Origin of the sequence: Streptomyces sp. NBC_01478 (assembly GCF_036227225.1) — a bacterium.
In the GTDB taxonomy this organism is placed as follows: Bacteria; Actinomycetota; Actinomycetes; order Streptomycetales; family Streptomycetaceae; genus Streptomyces.
On sequence record NZ_CP109444.1, the window covers coordinates 4,054,883 to 4,070,979 of the forward strand.

Genomic DNA, 16,097 nt, shown 5'->3' on the forward strand with positions numbered 1-16,097 from the left:
GAGCCTGTTTCCAGGTAGTCCTGCTACCAGGATAAGGACACTCTGGTACCAGTCTCGCGAGAGGCGCACGCTCGTCAGCGTGACCGAAACCATCGCTTCCCGCACCGTCCGATCCCCGGCGGCGGCACCCGTGCTCAGCGGCCTCGGACTGTTCACGGTGCTGCTGGCCGCGGCGCTGCCCCTCATCGACTTCTTCATCGTGAACGTGGCCCTGCCGACCATCGGCAAGGACCTCTCGGCGAGCGAGGCCGTCCTCGAACTCGTCGTCGCCGGCTACGGAGTCTCGTACGCCGTGCTGCTCGTCCTCGGCGGCCGGCTCGGTGACCTGTTCGGCCGCCGTCGGCTGTTCCTGGGCGGGATGGCCGCCTTCGGCGTGACCTCGCTTGCGTGCGGGCTCGCGCCCACCGCGTGGACGCTGGTCGCCGCGCGGATCGCGCAGGGCGCGGCGTCCGCGGCGATGCTCCCGCAGGTGCTGGCCACCATCCAGTCCGCGACCCAGGGCCCGCGCCGCGCCAAGGCGATGGGCCTGTACGGCGCGACCGCCGGCCTCGCCATGGTGGCCGGGCAGATCCTCGGCGGGGTCCTGGTCGCCGCCGACATAGCCGGTACCGGCTGGCGCGCGGTGTTCCTGGTGAACGTGCCGGTCGTCGTCGCCGGACTGTTCCTGGCCGCCAAGGTCGTACCGGAGACGCGTTCCCAGCACCCGGAGCCCGTGGACGTCCCCGGCACGTTCCTGCTCGCCGCGTCCCTGCTGGCGCTGCTCGTGCCGCTGACCGAGGGCCGGGCGGCGGGCTGGCCGCTGTGGACGTGGCTGTCGCTGGCCGCGTTCCCGGGGATCGCGTCGGCGTTCTACGCGGTGGAGCGCAGGGCGGACCGGCAGGGCCGTACGCCGCTGGTGCCGCCGAGTCTGCTGGCGCTGACCTCGCTGCGGCGCGGGCTGGTGATGATCCTGCCGTTCGCGATCGGCTTCAGCGGGTTCATGTTCGTGATCGCGGTGGCGTTGCAGAGCGGCGCGGGTCTCGGGCCGATCGCGGCGGGGCTGGCGCTGGTGCCGCTGGCGGTGACCTTCTTCCTCGCCTCGCTCGCCGGGCCGCGCCTGGTGACGCGGTACGGCACGCGGGTCGTGACGGCCGGTTCGGTCATACAGGCAGTGGGCCTCGGACTGATCGTGCTGGCCGTGTGGCGCTCCTGGCCGCACCTCGGTTTCGTCGAACTGCTCCCGGGCGCGGCCGTCGCCGGTGCCGGTCAGGCGCTCCAACTGCCCATCATCTTCCGGATCATCCTGTCCGAGGTGCCGCCGGCCCGTGCCGGTGTGGGCGCGGGCGTGATGGTCACCACCCAGCAGTCCGCGCTGGCGCTGGGCGTGGCCACGCTCGGCACCCTCTTCCTCTCCCTGGTCCCGGGCATGGGCATGCGGGACGCGCTGGCGATCACTCTGCTGGCACAGTTGGCGGGGGTCGTCCTGACCGGGCTGCTCAGCCTGCGGCTGCCGCGGACGATCGGCTGACATACCGGACGACATGCCGGACGACATCCGGGATGTCATGTTCACAGCTTGGACAACTCGGCGTGAATTGAGCCCCATTGATGTTGGTCTTGCTGCACACTCTGTGCCGGAGGCGAGACATCATGCTGGAGATCAACACGAGCAAGGTGAGCCGCTGGGACCAGCACGGACGCGAGCACATCGTCCGGGTGCTGCGCACCGGCGCGAAGCGCACGATCAGTTGTGACACGTGCGGCTGGAAGAAGGGCGCCCAGTTCCTGCCCTGGCTGAAGGCGGAGGAGCATCTGGCCGAGGAGCACCAGGCGACGGTGGATCCGTCCGCCGGCTGACCGGGGAGCGATGAGTTCGCGAGGCGAGGAGAGTCGTATCCGACGTATGCGATACGACTCCCCGGACCGGAAGGCCGACCGATGAGCTCTCTCCACGACACCCTGCGGCGACGCGTCGACGACGGCACCGTGCCGGGGGCGGTGGGCCTGGTGGCCCGCGGCGACGACGTCGAGGTGGTCGCCGTCGGCTCCCTCGACGTCGAAGGCACCGCCCCGATGGCCCGCGACTCGATCTTCCGGATCGCCTCGGTCGGCAAGCCGGTCACGGCGGCGGCGGTGCTGGCGCTGGTGGAGGACGGGCGTCTCGCGCTGGACGCCCCGGTGGAGGAGTGGCTGCCGGAGCTGGCGAAGCCGACGGTGGTCCGCACGCCCTCCTCGCCGGTCGAGGACGTGGTTCCGGCGGACCGTCCGATCACGGTCGAGGACCTGCTGAGCTTCCGGGCCGGGTGGGGCTTCCCGGACGACTTCTCACTGCCGGCCGTCCAGGCGCTGCTCGCGTTCCAGCGGGACGGCCGCGCACCCTACCTCCAGCCCGGCCCCGACGAGTGGCTGGCCGCCCTGTCCCGGATCCCGATGGTGCGCCAGCCGGGCGCCGCGTGGCTCTACAACACCGGCTCGGACCTCCAGGGCGTCCTGGTCGCCCGCGCCTCGGGCTCGTCGTTCCCCGACTTCCTGGCGGAGCGGTTCTTCGGGCCGCTGGGCATGACGGACACGGGGTTCACGGTCCCGGAGTCGAAGCGGGACCGGTTCACCACCGCCTACACCCCGGGCGAGCAGGGCACCCTGGAGCAGGCGGACGCCCCGGACGGCGGCTTCAGCCGGCCCCCGGCCTTCCCGTCGGGCGCCGGCGGCCTGGTCTCGACGGCCGACGACCTGCTGGCGTTCGGCCGGATGCTCGGAGCCGACGGCACGGCGCCGGACGGCACCCCGGTCCTCTCCCCCACCTCCGTGAGCCGCATGACCACCAACCACCTCACCGCCGCCCAGCGCGACGCCTCGGCCCTCTTCCTGGAGGGCCAGGGCTGGGGCTACGGCGGCCAGGTCGACGTCACCCCGATCGACCCGTGGAACGTCCCCGGCCGCTACGGCTGGGTCGGCGGCACCGGCACGACGGCCCACGTCGTCCCCCCGACGGGCACGGTGACGGTCCTGCTGACCCAGGTGGCGATGACCAGCCCGACACCGACACGGCTGATGCGGGAGTTCTGGGAGTGTGCGGCGAACGGCTGACCCTCAGCCCCGCAACCCCCGCAACAACAACTCCACCAACGCCCCGAACTCCCCCTCCACACCCGGCTTCCGCCACTCCCGCACATACGCCGGATCGTGGAAACGGCCCGTGGCCTGGAACACCGCGCGGGCGGCGACGGCCGGGTCCGGGACCGTGAAGGCGCCACTCTCGACGCCCGACCGGATGATCGCGGTGAGCTGGCCGGTCAGCTCGTCGATGTGCGCGCCGACCGCCTCGCCGGCTTCCTCCGCGAGCACCGAGTACGTGGCGAACAGCTCGGGATCGCCGCCCGCCTTCTTCCGCTTGGCCTCGAACAGTCCCGCCAGCCAGTCCCGCACCCGGGCCTCCGGATCGCGGTCCTCCGTCACGAAGCGGGACAGCGCCTGCGACGTACGGTCCAGCCAGCGCTGGGTGACGGCCTCCCGCAGGGCCGCCTTCGTACGGAAGTGCCGGTAGACGGTGCCATGGCTGACGCCGAGCGCGCGGGCCACGTCCACCACGGTGGCTTTCGCCGGGCCGTGGCGGCGCAGCACCTCCTCGGTCGCTTCGAGGATGCGCTCGGCGGTCAGGGTCTCGCTCGCTGCCATGACGATGACCGTACCCGCAGGCCGGATCAGCGCTCGCTGTCGAGGTGCGCCATCGCCTCGGCGGGGTAGCGGCCGCCCAACGCCGAGTCCGCCGGTACGGCCGCCTCGATCGCGGCCAGGTCCGCCGCGTCCAGGACGACGTCCAGCGCGCCCAGCGACTCCGTCAGCCGCTCCCGGGTCCGCGCGCCGACCAGCGGCACGATGTCCTCGCCCCGCGACAGCACCCAGGCGATGGCGAGCTGCGCGACGGAGACGCCCTTCTGCTCGGCGAGCTTCCGCAACTGCTCGACCAGGCCGAGGTTGTGCTGGAGGTTGTCGCCCTGGAAGCGCGGCGAGTACGTCCGGTAGTCGCTCGCGCCGAGCTGCCGGTCGGCGGTGAAGTGCCCGGAGATCAGCCCGCGGGACAGCACGCCGTACGCGGTGACGGAGATGCCAAGCTCACGGGTGGTGGGCAGGATGCGGTCCTCGATGCCGCGCGTGATCAGCGCGTACTCCAACTGCACATCCGCGATCGGCGCGGTCGCGGCGGCCCGGCGGATCGTGTCGGCGCCGGCCTCGCTGAGGCCGATGTGCCGGACGTACCCCTGCTCGACCAGTTCGGCGATCGCGCCGACCGTCTCCTCGATCGGTACGCCGGGGTCGACCCGGGCGATCCGGTACACGTCGATGTGGTCGACGCCGAGGCGTTGCAGCGAGTACGCGGCGAAGTTCTTCACGGCGGCGGGCCTGCCGTCGTAGCCGGACCAGCCCCCGTCCGGACCGCGCAGCGCCCCGAACTTCACGCTGGTGAGCGCCTGTTCGCGACGGGCGGCGGGGGCGGTGCGCAGGGCTTCGCCGATCAGCAGCTCGTTGTGGCCCATGGCGTAGAAGTCGCCGGTGTCGAGGAGCGTGACGCCCGCTTCGAGGGCGGCGTGGATGGTGGCGATGGACTCGCTCCGGTCCGCTTCGCCGTACAGCGCGGACATGCCCATGCAGCCGAGGCCGAGGGCGGAGACCTGGGGGCCGGTGGTTCCGAGTGAGCGCGTGGGAATCGTCATGCACCCCACCTTGGCATGACAGATGACAGATTTCAATATCTGTCATCTGTCATTCCAGCTATCACTCCCCTTGCCGTCGACGTGGTCCATACCTCTTGACGAAAGGTCTGGACCACGCGCACTCTCATGCCAGCACTGTCATGCCTACGACACCTCACCGCACCCCCACCGGGAGGCCCCGTATGCTCCGCCGCGCCCTGCACCTGCTCGCCGCCGCCCTCGCGACGGCCTGTCTCGCCCAACTCCCCGTCGCCGGGGCCGCGTCCGCCGCCGACACCTGCGCCGTCAAGTCCCGCCCGGCCGGCAAGGTCCTCCAGGGCTACTGGGAGAACTGGGACGGCTCGTCCAACGGCGTCCACCCGCCCTTCGGCTGGACCCCGATCACCAACTCCGCGATCGCCGCGCACGGTTACAACGTGATCAACGCGGCCTTCCCGGTCATCCGTTCCGACGGAACGGCACTCTGGGAGGACGGCATGGACGCGGGCGTGAAGGTGGCCACGCCCGCCGAGATGTGCGCGGCGAAGGCCTCCGGCCAGACGATCCTGATGTCGATCGGCGGCGCGGCCGCGGGCATCGACCTCAGCTCGACCACCGTGGCGAACAAGTTCGTGTCGACGATCGTGCCGATCCTGAAGAAGTACAACTTCGACGGTATCGACATCGACATCGAGACGGGCCTGGTCGGCAGCGGAAACATCACCCAACTCTCCACGTCCCAGGCCAACTTGATCCGCATCATCGACGGCATCCTGGCCCAGATGCCCTCGAACTTCGGCCTGACGACGGCCCCGGAGACCGCGTACGTCACCGGCGGCAGCATCACGTACGGCTCGATCTGGGGCGCGTATCTGCCGATCGTGAAGAAGTACGCGGACAACGGCCGCCTGTGGTGGCTCAACATGCAGTACTACAACGGCAGCATGTACGGCTGCTCCGGCGACTCGTACTCGGCGGGCACGGTGGCGGGCTTCACCGCCCAGACCGACTGCCTCAACAAGGGCCTGGTCGTGCAGGGTACGACCATCAAGGTCCCGTACGACAAGCAAGTCCCGGGCCTGCCCGCCCAGTCGGGCGCGGGCGGCGGTTACATGACCCCGTCACTCGTCTCCCAGTCCTGGCGCCACTACGGCACGTCGCTCAAGGGCCTGATGACCTGGTCGCTCAACTGGGACGGCTCGAAGAACTGGACGTTCGGCGACAACGTGAAGGCGCTGCAAGGGCGTTGAGGTTCACCTGGCCGTGAGGGCGAGCTTCGCCCCCAGCGCCACGAACGACCCCGCGAAGCTCCTCCGCAGCCACGTCATCACCCTCGGTCGTGAGGTGACGTGGCTGCGGACGGAGGCGGCGAGGACGCCGTACGCGGCGAACACGACGAACGTCGCCAGCATGAAGACTCCGCTGAGCGCCAACATCCGTACGGCGGAGTGGGGTTCGTCGGGACTCACGAACTGCGGCAGGAAAGCGAAGAAGAAGATCGTCAGCTTCGGGTTGAGGATGTTGATCAGCACTCCCCGGACGATCACGCGGCCGGCGGAAATCGGTGCGCTGTCCTGGTCGACGTCGATCGCCGCCCTGTCCTTCACAGTTGCCCACGCCATGTAGAGGAGATACGCGACACCGGCGTACTTGAGGATCTGGAAGGCGGCGGCACTGGCGTTCAGCAGCGCGGCCAGCCCGACGACGGTGGCCAGCACGTGCGGCACGATCCCGAGCGTGCAGGCGAAGGCCGCGAGGACGCTCGCACGGCGGCCCCGGGAGAGACCGGCGGCCAGGGTGTAGACGACGCCGGTGCCGGGGGTGGCGACCACGACAAGGGTGGTGAGGAGGAAGGCGAGGCTCATGAGAGCCAGCCTGGCGGCGCGGCGGACCTCGCGGCAGGTCCAATGGACCACCGGCATCGGGGACCAATCACCAACGCCGGACGGGCATTTACAGCCCGTCCGGCGTTCGACCGTCCAAGCGCCGGTCCAGGCATCTTCCGCCCGTCCGGCGTTCGAGGACGAGGCCCCTTCAGGGCCGATGGGGGTCTCCCCGGAAGGGCGCCCCCGACAGACCTAGGCGCCGACGAGACGCCCGGCCAGGTAGCCCTCGATCTGGTCGAGAGACACCCGCTCCTGCTTCATCGAGTCGCGCTCGCGGACCGTCACCGCGTTGTCCTCAAGGGTGTCGAAGTCGACCGTCACGCAGTACGGCGTGCCGATCTCGTCCTGGCGGCGGTAACGGCGGCCGATGGCACCGGCGTCGTCGAACTCGATGTTCCAGTTCTGCCGGAGCGCGGCCGCGAGGCCCTTGGCCTTCGGGGACAGCTCGGGGTTGCGGGACAGCGGAAGCACCGCGACCTTCACCGGGGCGAGCCGGTGGTCCAGGCGCAACACCGTGCGCTTCTCCAACTTGCCCTTGGCGTTGGGCGCTTCGTCCTCGACATACGCGTCGAGCAGGAACGCCAGCATCGCGCGGCCGACACCTGCGGCTGGCTCGATGACGTACGGCGTCCAGCGCTCCTGGGCCTCCTGGTCGAAGAAGGAGAGGTCCTGGCCGGAGGCCTTGGCGTGGGCGTTCAGGTCGAAGTCGGTGCGGTTGGCGACGCCTTCCAGCTCGCCCCACTCGTTGCCGCCGAACTGGAAGCGGTACTCGATGTCAGCGGTGCGCTTGGAATAGTGGGAGAGCTTCTCCTTGGGGTGGTCGTACCACCGCATGTTCTCCTCGCGCAGGCCCAGGCCGGTGTACCAGTTCCAGCGCTGCTCCATCCAGTACTCCTGCCACTTCTCGTCCTCGCCCGGCTTGACGAAGAACTCCATCTCCATCTGCTCGAACTCGCGGGTCCGGAAGATGAAGTTGCCGGGCGTGATCTCGTTGCGGAAGGACTTGCCCATCTGCGCGATGCCGAACGGCGGCTTGCGGCGCGAAGTGGTCTGCACCTGGGCGAAGTTGGTGAAGATGCCCTGGGCGGTCTCGGGGCGCAGATAGGCGACGGAGCCGGTGTCCTGCGTCGGGCCCAGGTGGGTGGAGAGCAGGCCGGAGAACTCCTTGGGCTCGGTGAACTGGCCCTTGTTGCCGCAGTTGGGGCAGTTGATGTCGGCGAGGCCCTTCTCGGGGGCGCGGCCGTGCTTGGCCTCATACGCCTCCTCCAGGTGGTCCGCGCGGAACCGCTTGTGACAGGAGGTGCACTCGGTCAGCGGGTCCGAGAAAGTGGCGACATGACCGGAGGCGACCCACACCTCGGGGGCCAGGATCACGGACGAGTCGATACCGACCACGTCCTCGCGCGACGTCACCATGTAGCGCCACCACTGGCGCTTCAGGTTCTCCTTGAGCTCGACACCCAGTGGCCCGTAGTCCCAAGCGGCGCGCTGGCCGCCGTAGATCTCACTACTGGGGAATACGAAGCCACGGCGCTTGCTCAGGCTGACGATGGTGTCGATCTTGTCGGCGGCCACGGTGCTCTCTTCATGACGAATGGACGGCAGCGAATGACTTAGGTTACCGGCGCCTCCCTCCCCCGTATCAAATCGGTTCCTCACCCGAACCTTGTTGACAACGGTTTCCATGTCAGTTGAAAATGACTGTCATGAACGTACGACGACGCCACATATCCGGGATCGCGATAGCCGCGGCCACCACCCTCGGCCTCGGCACCCTCTCCGCCTGCTCCACCGACACGGCAGCCGCGGCCAACACGGACAAGTTCGACGTCGTCGCGTCGTTCTACCCGCTGCAGTACCTCGCCGAGCAGATCGGCGGGGACCACGTCCATGTGACCAGCCTGACCAAGCCCGGCCAGGAGCCGCACGACCTGGAGATCAGCGCACGGCAGACCGCCGCGCTCCAGGAGTCCGACGCGGTGCTCTACCTCAAGAACCTCCAGCCGGCCGTCGACGACGCGGTGAGCCAGTCCGAGCTCAAGACGAAGATCGACGCGGCCTCCCTGACCACGCTGGAGAAGCACGGCAACGAGGTCGGCGGCCACGCGGCCTCGCACGACACCTCGGAGAACGAGGAACTGGCCGGCCTCGACCCGCACATCTGGCTCGACCCGGTGCGCTACGCCCAGGTCGCCGAGGGCGTCGGCAAGGCCTTCGAGAAGGCGGACCCGGACAATGCGGCCGACTACAAGACCAACACCGCGGCCCTGGTCAAGAAGCTGGACGCGCTCGACACCGAGTTCAAGACCGGGCTGGCCGACACCAGGACCAAGGTGTTCATCACCACGCACGCCGCCTTCGGCTACCTCGCCGAGCGCTACGGCCTCACCGAGGAGGCCATCAACGGCCTCGACCCCGAGTCGGAGCCCAGTGCCGAGCGTGTGAAGGACCTTGAGAAGATGGCGAAGGCCGACGGCGTCACCACGGTGTTCTACGAGACGCTCGTCAGCGACAAGACCGCGAAGACCATCGCCGCCGACGCGAACCTCAAGACCGACGTCCTCGACCCCATCGAGGGCATCACCGCCAAGTCCCGCGGCAAGGACTACTTCTCGGTCCAGCAGGCCAACCTCAAGGCCCTGCAGACGGCCCTGGGAAGTAAATGACCAGCACGGAGGACGAGTTGATGAGCGACTTGCCGAGCGAGCCCGTCATATCGCTGCGCGGTGTCCGCGCCGAGCTGGGTTCGCGCCCCGTCCTGCGCGGCATCGACCTCACCGTGCGCCGCGGTGAGGTCGTCGCGCTGCTCGGCGCCAACGGCTCCGGCAAGTCGACCGCGATCCGCACGATCATCGGCCAAGTCCCCTTGTCCGCGGGCGAGATCGAGCTGTTCGGCACCCCGCGCCGCGCCTTCAAGGACTGGCGGCGCGTGGGCTACGTACCGCAGCGCACGACGGCCGCGGGCGGGGTGCCCGCCACCGTCACCGAGATCGTCGCCTCCGGCCGCCTCTCCCGCGCCCGCTTCGGCCTGCTGCGCAAGGCGGACCACGACGCCGTACGGCACGCCCTGGAGCTGGTCGGCATGGCGGACCGCGCCAAGGACTCGGTCAACGCGCTCTCCGGCGGCCAGCACCAGCGCGTGCTGATCGCCCGCGCGCTCGCCGCCGAACCCGAACTCCTGATCATGGACGAGCCGATGGCGGGCGTGGACCTGGCCAGCCAGGCGGTCCTGGCGGACACCCTGACCCGCCAAGTCGCCGAAGGCGCGACGGTGTTGCTCGTCCTGCACGAACTCGGCGCGCTGGAGCCGCTGATCGACCGGGCCGTGGTGCTCCGCGACGGCTGCGTCCAGCACGACGGCCCGCCGCCGCGCGCGCTGGGCCAGCACGCGCTGCCCGGCCACGACCACGTACACCCGCACCAGCCGCTTCACACAGGACTGCTGAGCTGATGGACATCCTCGACTACGCCTTCATGCAGCGGGCGCTCATCGCTGCCGTCCTCGTCGGCATCACCGCCCCCGCGATCGGCATCTACCTGGTCCAGCGCCGCCAGCCCCTCATGGGCGACGGCATCGGCCACGTGGCGATGACCGGCGTCGGCCTCGGCTTCCTGCTGAACGCCTCCCCCGTGTGGATGGCCACCGCCGTCTCCGCCCTCGGCTCGGTCCTCATGGAACTGATCCGCTGGTACGGCAAGACCCGCGGCGACATCGCCCTCGCGATGCTCTTCTACGGCGGTATGGCCGGCGGCGTGATGTTCGTCAACCTCGCGCCGGGCGGCTCGAACGCCAACCTGAGCTCGTACCTCTTCGGCTCGCTCTCGACGGTCTCGCAGTCCGACGTGACGGCGATCGGCATCCTGGCGGCGTTCGTGATCGTGGTCACCCTGGGGCTACGGCGGCAGCTCTTCGCCGTCAACCACGACGAGGAGTTCGCGCGGGTCACCGGCCTGCCCGTGCGCGCCCTGAACCTGCTGACGGCGGTCACCGCGGCCGTCACGGTCACCGTCGCGATGCGCGTCGTCGGCCTGATCCTGGTGTCCGCGCTGATGGTGGTGCCGGTCGCCGCCGCCCAGCAGCTCACCCGCAGCTTCGGGGCGACCCTGGCGATCGCGGGCGTGATCGGCGTGACCGTGACGGTCAGCGGCACCGTCACCTCGTACTACCAGGACGTCCCACCCGGCGCGACGATCGTGCTCCTGACGATCGCCGCGTTCATCGCGCTCACCGCGCTGGCGGCTCCGCTGGCCCGGCGCCGGGCCCGGGCCGCGGCCGCCGCGCGACCCGCCGGGGACCCGGTGGAGTGCGCGATTCCAGCCACACGGGGGGCCGCCGACGAGGTCGGCGTCTGACCATGCACAGTCCGGGCTGGCACAATGGCTCGGCAAAGTGCAGACGTGAGGAGACAACGGTGACGACGGCCGGCCCGCCCGTAAAGGGACGATCCACCCGCCAGCGTGCCGCCGTGTCGGCGGCGCTCAACGAGGTCGACGAGTTCCGCAGCGCCCAGGAACTCCACGACATGCTCAAGCACAAGGGTGACTCGGTCGGCCTGACCACGGTCTACCGCACACTCCAGAACCTCGCCGACGCCGGCGAGGTCGACGTCCTGCGCACGGACGAGGGCGAGTCCGTCTACCGCCGCTGCTCCACGGGCGACCATCACCACCACCTCGTGTGCCGCGTCTGCGGCAAGGCGGTGGAGGTGGAGGGACCCGCGGTGGAGAAGTGGGCGGAGGCGATCGCGGCGGAGCACGGGTATGTGAACGTGGCTCACACGGTGGAGATCTTCGGGACCTGTGCGGAGTGCGCCGCGGGTTGAGCGGTTGTTGTGCGGGGGTGTTGGTGTGGGCGTCTCTGGGGGCTGCCGCCCCCAGGCCCCCGCTTCGGCCCCGAAAGGGCCTCGTCCTCAAACGCCGGACGGGCTAAAGAGAACCGCCCCGCATGTCCTTCTCCATCTCCAGGAGCTTCTCGTTGGGGACCGCGCCGCCGAACCGCCGGTCCCGCTGGGCGAATTCGACGCAGGCGCGCCAGAGGTCGCGGCGGTCGAAGTCCGGCCACAGGACGTCCTGGAAGACCATCTCGGCGTAAGCGCTCTGCCAGATCAGGTAGTTGGAGGTGCGCTGCTCGCCGCTGGGGCGGAGGAACAGATCGACCTCGGGCATGTCCGGGTAGTACATGTACTTGGCGAAGGTCTTCTCGTCGACCTTGGCCGGGTCGAGCCGACCCGCCTGCACATCCTCGGCCAACGCCTTTGCCGCGTCGGCGATTTCGGCCCGTCCGCCGTAGTTCATGCAGAAGTACAGGGTGAGCGCGTCGTTGTCCTTGGTCTGCTCCTGCGCGACCTGCAACTCCTTGGCCACCGACCGCCACAGCTTGGGCATACGGCCCACCCACCGCACCCGGATGCCGAGTTCGTCGAGGGTGTCACGTGTCTTGCGGATGAAGTCGCGGTTGAAGTTCATGAGGAAGCGCACCTCGTCGGGCGACCGCTTCCAGTTCTCGGTGGAGAAGGCGTACAGCGAGATCGCGCCGACGCCCATCTCGACGCCGCCCTGCAACACGTCCAACACCCGCTCGGCGCCGACCTTGTGGCCCTCGGTGCGCGGCAGCCCGCGCTCCTTCGCCCACCGGCCGTTGCCGTCCATGACGATCGCCACGTGCTTCGGGATCAGCTCACCGGGCAGCTTCGGCGCACGGGCCCCGGAAGGGTGCGGCTCCGGCGTCTTGTACTCGCGCCGCTGGCGCCCCAGAATCCCGCGTACGACCATGACGTTCTCGTTTCCTCTGTTCTCTGAACCTCGGTGCTTACGACTTCTCTACGTACCGCAGCGAGCGGAGCCCGCGTTCCAGATGCCAGTGCAGATAGGCGGAGACCAGCCCGCTGCCCTCCCGCACATGCCGCGCCTCGCACGCGTCCGCCGTCTCCCAGTCTCCCGTAAGCAGCGCACCGAGCAGATCCAGGGCCTGCGGTGAGGGTACGACGCTCCCGGCCACCCGGCAGTCGGCGCAGACGACCCCGCCCGACGCCACGGAGAAGAACCGGTTGGGCCCCGGCATCCCACACTTCGCACAGTCCCCGAAGCTCGGGGCGTACCCGTTGACGGCGAGCGACCGCAGCAGGAAGGCGTCGAGAATCAGATGCGGCGCGTGCTCCCCGCCGGCCAGCGTCCGCAGCCCGCCCACCAGCAGCAGATACTGCTGTACGGCGGGCTCGCCCTCGTGATCGGTGAACCGCTCGGCGGTCTCCAGCATGGCCGTACCGGCGGTGTACCGCGCGTAGTCGGCGACGATCCCGCCACCGTACGGAGCGATGGTCTCACTCTGGGTGCACAACGGCAGCCCGCGGCCGATCAGTTCGCTCCCCCGCGCGAAGAACTGCACGTCCACATGGGAGAAGGGTTCGAGCCGGGCGCCGAACTTCGACTTGGTCCGCCGCACCCCGCGCGCCACCGCGCGTACCCGCCCGTGACCCCGCGTGAGCAGCGTGATGATCCGGTCCGCCTCACCCAGCTTCTGGGTGCGCAGCACGATGCCGTCGTCGCGGAACAGACTCATGGGGCCCATTGTCCCCCACGGCCCAGTGGCCCTACGCCGTTCCGCGGCACCGGCGCCTCAAGACACCTCGCCGCGGCTGCGGGCGTTCGCGTACGCGGTCGCCGCGCTCAGCCGCTCGGCCGGGGTCGCGTCCCGCACGGCGGCCGGCTCGACGTCCCACTCCCGTCCGCCGCCGTACGGGCGCAGTTGAACATAAGGCCCCTCATGCCCCATGACGATGCCGACTCTCCCCGTGCAGGTGTCCATGGCGACCGATCCGACCGGCGGTTTCATCGGCGGCTCCATCGCTCTCCTCGCACCCGAATCCGCAATTCCATCAAGGTGTCCTTCGCCTCCGAGCAGTGTGCCCACACCTGGCTCCCCTCCCTTTTCGAGTTTCACGCTTCTTAACTCGAGGGAGCCCCCGCACCCCTACACTCGGCAGGAGTCTGTCGACCACAAGTGCGGTGCGGACCAGGGAGGTTGGCCATGGCCAACGGTTCACGGCAGACGGCTTGGAAGGTCGGCGAAGTCGAGCCGGGACGGCGGCGGCACGTTTATCGGCCGGTTCGAACAGGCCATTCGGAAAACGTCGGAGCGAGGAGACGCAAGGAGATCAGAGCGGATTGATACGGGCCTTGAGCAAACAGAACTCATTGCCTTCGGGGTCGGCGAGAACATGCCACTGTTCTTCCCCGGTCTGACCGATGTCGGCGAAGCGCGCGCCCAGCTTCAGCAGGCGTTCGAGCTCGGCGGCCTGATCACGGTCGGTGGGGTTGAGGTCGATGTGCAGCCGGGACTTCCCCGGTTCCGGCTCGTCCCGGCGGCTGAAGAAGATCGTCGGATGCGGGCCACCGAACCCTTCGGGCGTCCCGATCTCCGCCCACTGGCCCTCCTCGCTCTCCAGCAGGACGAAGCCGAGAACCTCGCACCAGAACCGCGCCAGCGCCTCGGGGTCCCGACAACCGAGCACGAGCTCACCGATACGACACGCCACAACAGCCTCCTAGCTGTGAAAAGAACCTGGTGAACGTACCGGAGGAGTTGAGCGTGGGCGAGGGGTTTTCGCTACCTCACAGAGACCAGCCCCGCCTCATAGGCCAGGATCACCAATTGGACCCGGTCCCTCGCGTCCAGCTTGGTGAAGAGGCGGGTCAGATAGGTCTTCGCCGTGGCCACGCTGATGCACAGCTCGGCCGCGATCTCCGTGTTGGACAGCCCCGAGCCGACCAGCGTGAGCACTTCGCGTTCCCGCTCCGTGATGCGCGTCAACTCCCGTCGGTCCCGGGCCGGTTCGGGGCGGGACGACGCGAAGTCGCGGATCAGGCGCCGGGTCACGCTCGGGGCGATCAGGGCGTCCCCGGCGGCCACCACCCGTACCGCGCCGATGATGTCGTCCAGGGCCATGTCCTTGACCAGGAACCCGGACGCGCCCGCGCGCAACGCGCCGTAGACGTGATCGTCGTCGTCGAAGGTCGTGAGGACGAGCACCCGCGCCGACGCCGCACCCGCCGACGGACTCCCGGTGATCCTGCGCGTGGCCTCGATGCCGTCCGTCCCGGGCATGCGGATGTCCATCACCACAACGTCCGGGGCGAGTTCGGCGGTCAGCCGTACCGCCTCGGCCCCGGTGCCCGCCTCCCCGACGACCTCCATGTCGTCGATGTCGGCCATCACCATCCGCAGCGCCGTACGGATGAGTTGCTGGTCGTCGGCGAGGAGCACGCGGACGGGCCCGCTCATCGGGCGACCACCGTCGGTACCGGCAGCCGCGCCGCGACCCGGAAGCCGCCCTCGGGACGCGGTGCCGCCGTGAACTCCCCGTGCAGCAGGGCGACTCGCTCCCGCATGCCGGCCAGCCCGAACCCGGTGTCGGTCACCGTGCCATGACCGCGTCCGTCGTCGGTGACCTCCAGGGCGAGTTCGTCGTCGCGGTAGTCGAGGGTGACCCGGCACGCGCGTGTCCCCGCGTGCCGTACGACGTTGGTGACGGACTCCTGGACGATGCGGAACGCCGACAGGTCGATGTCGGGCGGGAGTTGACGCGGCTCACCGCGCCGCCGCACCTCGACCCGTACCCCGGCCGCCGTGGACGTCGCGGCGAGCCGGTCGATGTCACCGAGCCCGGCGGACAGGACAGGCGTCTCGTCGGCGGCCCGCAGCGCGACGAGCATGCGGCGCAGCCCGGCGAGCGTCTCCCGGCCCTCGTGCTCGACCGCCCGCATCGCCTCCCGCGCGGCCTCCGGCTGGGTCGTGGTGACCCGGGCCGCCGCGCCCGCCTGGAGGGCGATGATACCGATGCTGTGGGCCACGGTGTCGTGCATCTCCCGTGCGATACGCAGCCGTTCGGCGGTGACGACCTGTGTCGCGGTCCGGGTGGCGAGCCGCTCGGTGTAGGCGCGGCTCTGCCGGACGGAGTTGCCGATCAGCCAGGCGACGACGGCCGAGAGGGCGAGCGCCGACCAACTCTGCCAGTCGCCCCGGCCGGTGTCGTAGAGGGAGAGGAGGCGGCGGCCGAGGCCGGTCCGGGTGAGTTGGTAGACGGGCAGGACCGCGATCGCGAGGGCGAGAGCGGTGAGGCTGCGGTGGCGGGCGGCACTCGCGGCGATCCAGCCCACGGCGATGTCGATCGCCGCGTAGTGGATCAGGCCCAGGGTCAGCCCGTTCAGGCCGAGCGTCACCACGTACGTCCCCGCCAGCAGCAGCCCGAGCCCCGCGAGCGGACGACGGCGCAACAGCACGCACCCGGCCGGGGCGAGGACACTGCCCGACGCGATGAGCACCCAGCCGTCGGACGTGGGCGGGAAGGGGTCGGTCGGCATGTAGGGGAGGTGGAAGAAGGCGCGGATCGCGAACAGCGTGCCGTAGATCCAGGGCACGCCCGTCCAGGCGCCCGGCGGCACGCGCTTGAGCGGGGGCAGCGGCGGGGTGACGGGCATACCGCGATCGTAGGAGCACGGGGCGGGTGCGGTCATCGGCCCGGAGACGTACGACCTGGGTCGA

Annotated in this window: 18 protein-coding genes; 8 read left to right on the top strand and 10 right to left on the bottom strand. The window is 69.8% G+C overall.

Annotated features, from left to right (window positions below; genetic code table 11):
• Positions 1–79 precede the first annotated feature (79 nt).
• The 3 genes from OG223_RS18165 to OG223_RS18175 all read left to right on the top strand — a co-directional run bounded on the left by OG223_RS18165 (position 80) and on the right by OG223_RS18175 (position 3,066).
• Positions 80–1,507, top strand: a complete 1,428-nt coding sequence (locus OG223_RS18165; RefSeq protein ID WP_329249388.1) for an MFS transporter — start codon at positions 80–82, stop codon at positions 1,505–1,507.
• 122 nt (positions 1,508–1,629) lie between these two features.
• A complete protein-coding gene (locus tag OG223_RS18170) occupies positions 1,630–1,836 on the top strand; it encodes a hypothetical protein (protein WP_329249391.1) in 207 nt (68 codons plus the stop codon).
• A gap of 81 nt (positions 1,837–1,917) precedes the next feature.
• Complete coding sequence (locus OG223_RS18175; RefSeq protein ID WP_329249394.1) at positions 1,918–3,066, top strand: serine hydrolase domain-containing protein; 1,149 nt, start codon at positions 1,918–1,920, stop codon at positions 3,064–3,066.
• 3 nt (positions 3,067–3,069) lie between these two features.
• Here the strand turns inward: OG223_RS18175 and OG223_RS18180 are convergent, their stop codons facing one another.
• Together OG223_RS18180 and OG223_RS18185 are read right to left on the bottom strand one after the other, a co-directional pair.
• Entirely contained in the window at positions 3,070–3,654 is a 585-nt protein-coding gene (locus OG223_RS18180) for a TetR family transcriptional regulator (RefSeq protein ID WP_329249397.1), read from the bottom strand.
• A gap of 26 nt (positions 3,655–3,680) precedes the next feature.
• A complete protein-coding gene (locus OG223_RS18185) occupies positions 3,681–4,691 on the bottom strand; it encodes an aldo/keto reductase (protein WP_329249400.1) in 1,011 nt (336 codons plus the stop codon).
• 182 nt (positions 4,692–4,873) lie between these two features.
• Between OG223_RS18185 and OG223_RS18190 the strand changes: the two genes are divergently transcribed.
• Positions 4,874–5,920: a chitinase gene (locus OG223_RS18190; protein WP_329249403.1), complete on the top strand. Its 1,047-nt coding sequence runs from the start codon at positions 4,874–4,876 to the stop codon at positions 5,918–5,920.
• Between the two features lie 3 nt (positions 5,921–5,923).
• On the opposite strand, the gene OG223_RS18195 is transcribed toward OG223_RS18190, so the two are convergent.
• Together OG223_RS18195 and OG223_RS18200 are read right to left on the bottom strand one after the other, a co-directional pair.
• Positions 5,924–6,535 carry a LysE family translocator gene (locus OG223_RS18195; RefSeq protein ID WP_329249406.1) on the bottom strand — a complete coding sequence of 204 codons (612 nt, stop codon included), beginning with the start codon at positions 6,533–6,535 and terminating at the stop codon, positions 5,924–5,926.
• 213 nt (positions 6,536–6,748) lie between these two features.
• A complete protein-coding gene (locus OG223_RS18200; RefSeq protein ID WP_329249408.1) occupies positions 6,749–8,131 on the bottom strand; it encodes a glycine--tRNA ligase in 1,383 nt (460 codons plus the stop codon).
• Between the two features lie 131 nt (positions 8,132–8,262).
• Between OG223_RS18200 and OG223_RS18205 the strand changes: the two genes are divergently transcribed.
• Genes OG223_RS18205 through OG223_RS18220 form a run of 4 tightly spaced genes read left to right on the top strand, consistent with a single transcriptional unit; the run spans position 8,263 to position 11,379 of the window.
• Positions 8,263–9,222, top strand: a complete 960-nt coding sequence (locus tag OG223_RS18205) for a metal ABC transporter substrate-binding protein (RefSeq protein ID WP_329249412.1) — start codon at positions 8,263–8,265, stop codon at positions 9,220–9,222.
• Positions 9,219–10,007 (top strand): metal ABC transporter ATP-binding protein, encoded by a 789-nt coding sequence (locus tag OG223_RS18210; RefSeq protein ID WP_443073720.1) that lies wholly within the window; start codon positions 9,219–9,221, stop codon positions 10,005–10,007. The genes OG223_RS18205 and OG223_RS18210 overlap by 4 nt, the downstream gene beginning before the upstream one ends.
• Positions 10,007–10,909, top strand: coding sequence for a metal ABC transporter permease (locus OG223_RS18215; RefSeq protein WP_329249415.1), 903 nt, complete (start codon positions 10,007–10,009; stop codon positions 10,907–10,909). The genes OG223_RS18210 and OG223_RS18215 overlap by 1 nt, the downstream gene beginning before the upstream one ends.
• A 59-nt stretch (positions 10,910–10,968) precedes the next feature.
• Positions 10,969–11,379 (top strand): Fur family transcriptional regulator, encoded by a 411-nt coding sequence (locus OG223_RS18220; RefSeq protein ID WP_329249418.1) that lies wholly within the window; start codon positions 10,969–10,971, stop codon positions 11,377–11,379.
• A 103-nt stretch (positions 11,380–11,482) separates the two neighbouring features.
• Here OG223_RS18220 and OG223_RS18225 read toward each other — a convergent pair whose 3' ends face one another.
• From OG223_RS18225 to OG223_RS18250, 6 genes are all read right to left on the bottom strand, one after another.
• The gene (locus tag OG223_RS18225; RefSeq protein WP_329249420.1) at positions 11,483–12,328 is read right to left on the bottom strand and encodes an isoprenyl transferase; all 846 of its coding nucleotides are present in this window, start codon (positions 12,326–12,328) and stop codon (positions 11,483–11,485) included.
• A gap of 37 nt (positions 12,329–12,365) precedes the next feature.
• The gene (gene recO, locus OG223_RS18230; RefSeq protein WP_329249422.1) at positions 12,366–13,115 is read right to left on the bottom strand and encodes a DNA repair protein RecO; all 750 of its coding nucleotides are present in this window, start codon (positions 13,113–13,115) and stop codon (positions 12,366–12,368) included.
• 57 nt (positions 13,116–13,172) lie between these two features.
• Positions 13,173–13,388: a hypothetical protein gene (locus tag OG223_RS18235; protein WP_329249425.1), complete on the bottom strand. Its 216-nt coding sequence runs from the start codon at positions 13,386–13,388 to the stop codon at positions 13,173–13,175.
• 322 nt (positions 13,389–13,710) lie between these two features.
• Positions 13,711–14,091, bottom strand: a complete 381-nt coding sequence (locus tag OG223_RS18240) for a VOC family protein (protein WP_329249427.1) — start codon at positions 14,089–14,091, stop codon at positions 13,711–13,713.
• 71 nt (positions 14,092–14,162) lie between these two features.
• Positions 14,163–14,837, bottom strand: coding sequence for a response regulator transcription factor (locus OG223_RS18245; protein ID WP_329249430.1), 675 nt, complete (start codon positions 14,835–14,837; stop codon positions 14,163–14,165).
• Positions 14,834–16,033, bottom strand: a complete 1,200-nt coding sequence (locus OG223_RS18250) for a sensor histidine kinase (protein ID WP_329249433.1) — start codon at positions 16,031–16,033, stop codon at positions 14,834–14,836. The genes OG223_RS18245 and OG223_RS18250 overlap by 4 nt, the downstream gene beginning before the upstream one ends.
• Between the last annotated feature and the right edge of the window lie 64 nt (positions 16,034–16,097).

Bases quoted from the DNA above. Each gene is read 5' to 3' on its own strand.
- OG223_RS18170 (WP_329249391.1), top strand. From the start codon at position 1,630: ATGCTGGAGATCAACACGAGCAAGGTGAGCCGCTGGGACCAGCACGGA.
- OG223_RS18175 (WP_329249394.1), top strand. From the start codon at position 1,918: ATGAGCTCTCTCCACGACACCCTGCGGCGACGCGTCGACGACGGCACC.
- OG223_RS18180 (WP_329249397.1), bottom strand. From the start codon at position 3,654: ATGGCAGCGAGCGAGACCCTGACCGCCGAGCGCATCCTCGAAGCGACC.
- OG223_RS18185 (WP_329249400.1), bottom strand. From the start codon at position 4,691: ATGACGATTCCCACGCGCTCACTCGGAACCACCGGCCCCCAGGTCTCC.
- OG223_RS18190 (WP_329249403.1), top strand. From the start codon at position 4,874: ATGCTCCGCCGCGCCCTGCACCTGCTCGCCGCCGCCCTCGCGACGGCC.
- OG223_RS18195 (WP_329249406.1), bottom strand. From the start codon at position 6,535: ATGAGCCTCGCCTTCCTCCTCACCACCCTTGTCGTGGTCGCCACCCCC.
- OG223_RS18205 (WP_329249412.1), top strand. From the start codon at position 8,263: ATGAACGTACGACGACGCCACATATCCGGGATCGCGATAGCCGCGGCC.
- OG223_RS18210 (WP_443073720.1), top strand. From the start codon at position 9,219: ATGACCAGCACGGAGGACGAGTTGATGAGCGACTTGCCGAGCGAGCCC.
- OG223_RS18215 (WP_329249415.1), top strand. From the start codon at position 10,007: ATGGACATCCTCGACTACGCCTTCATGCAGCGGGCGCTCATCGCTGCC.
- OG223_RS18225 (WP_329249420.1), bottom strand. From the start codon at position 12,328: ATGGTCGTACGCGGGATTCTGGGGCGCCAGCGGCGCGAGTACAAGACG.
- recO (WP_329249422.1), bottom strand. From the start codon at position 13,115: ATGAGTCTGTTCCGCGACGACGGCATCGTGCTGCGCACCCAGAAGCTG.
- OG223_RS18235 (WP_329249425.1), bottom strand. From the start codon at position 13,388: ATGAAACCGCCGGTCGGATCGGTCGCCATGGACACCTGCACGGGGAGA.
- OG223_RS18245 (WP_329249430.1), bottom strand. From the start codon at position 14,837: ATGAGCGGGCCCGTCCGCGTGCTCCTCGCCGACGACCAGCAACTCATC.
- OG223_RS18250 (WP_329249433.1), bottom strand. From the start codon at position 16,033: ATGCCCGTCACCCCGCCGCTGCCCCCGCTCAAGCGCGTGCCGCCGGGC.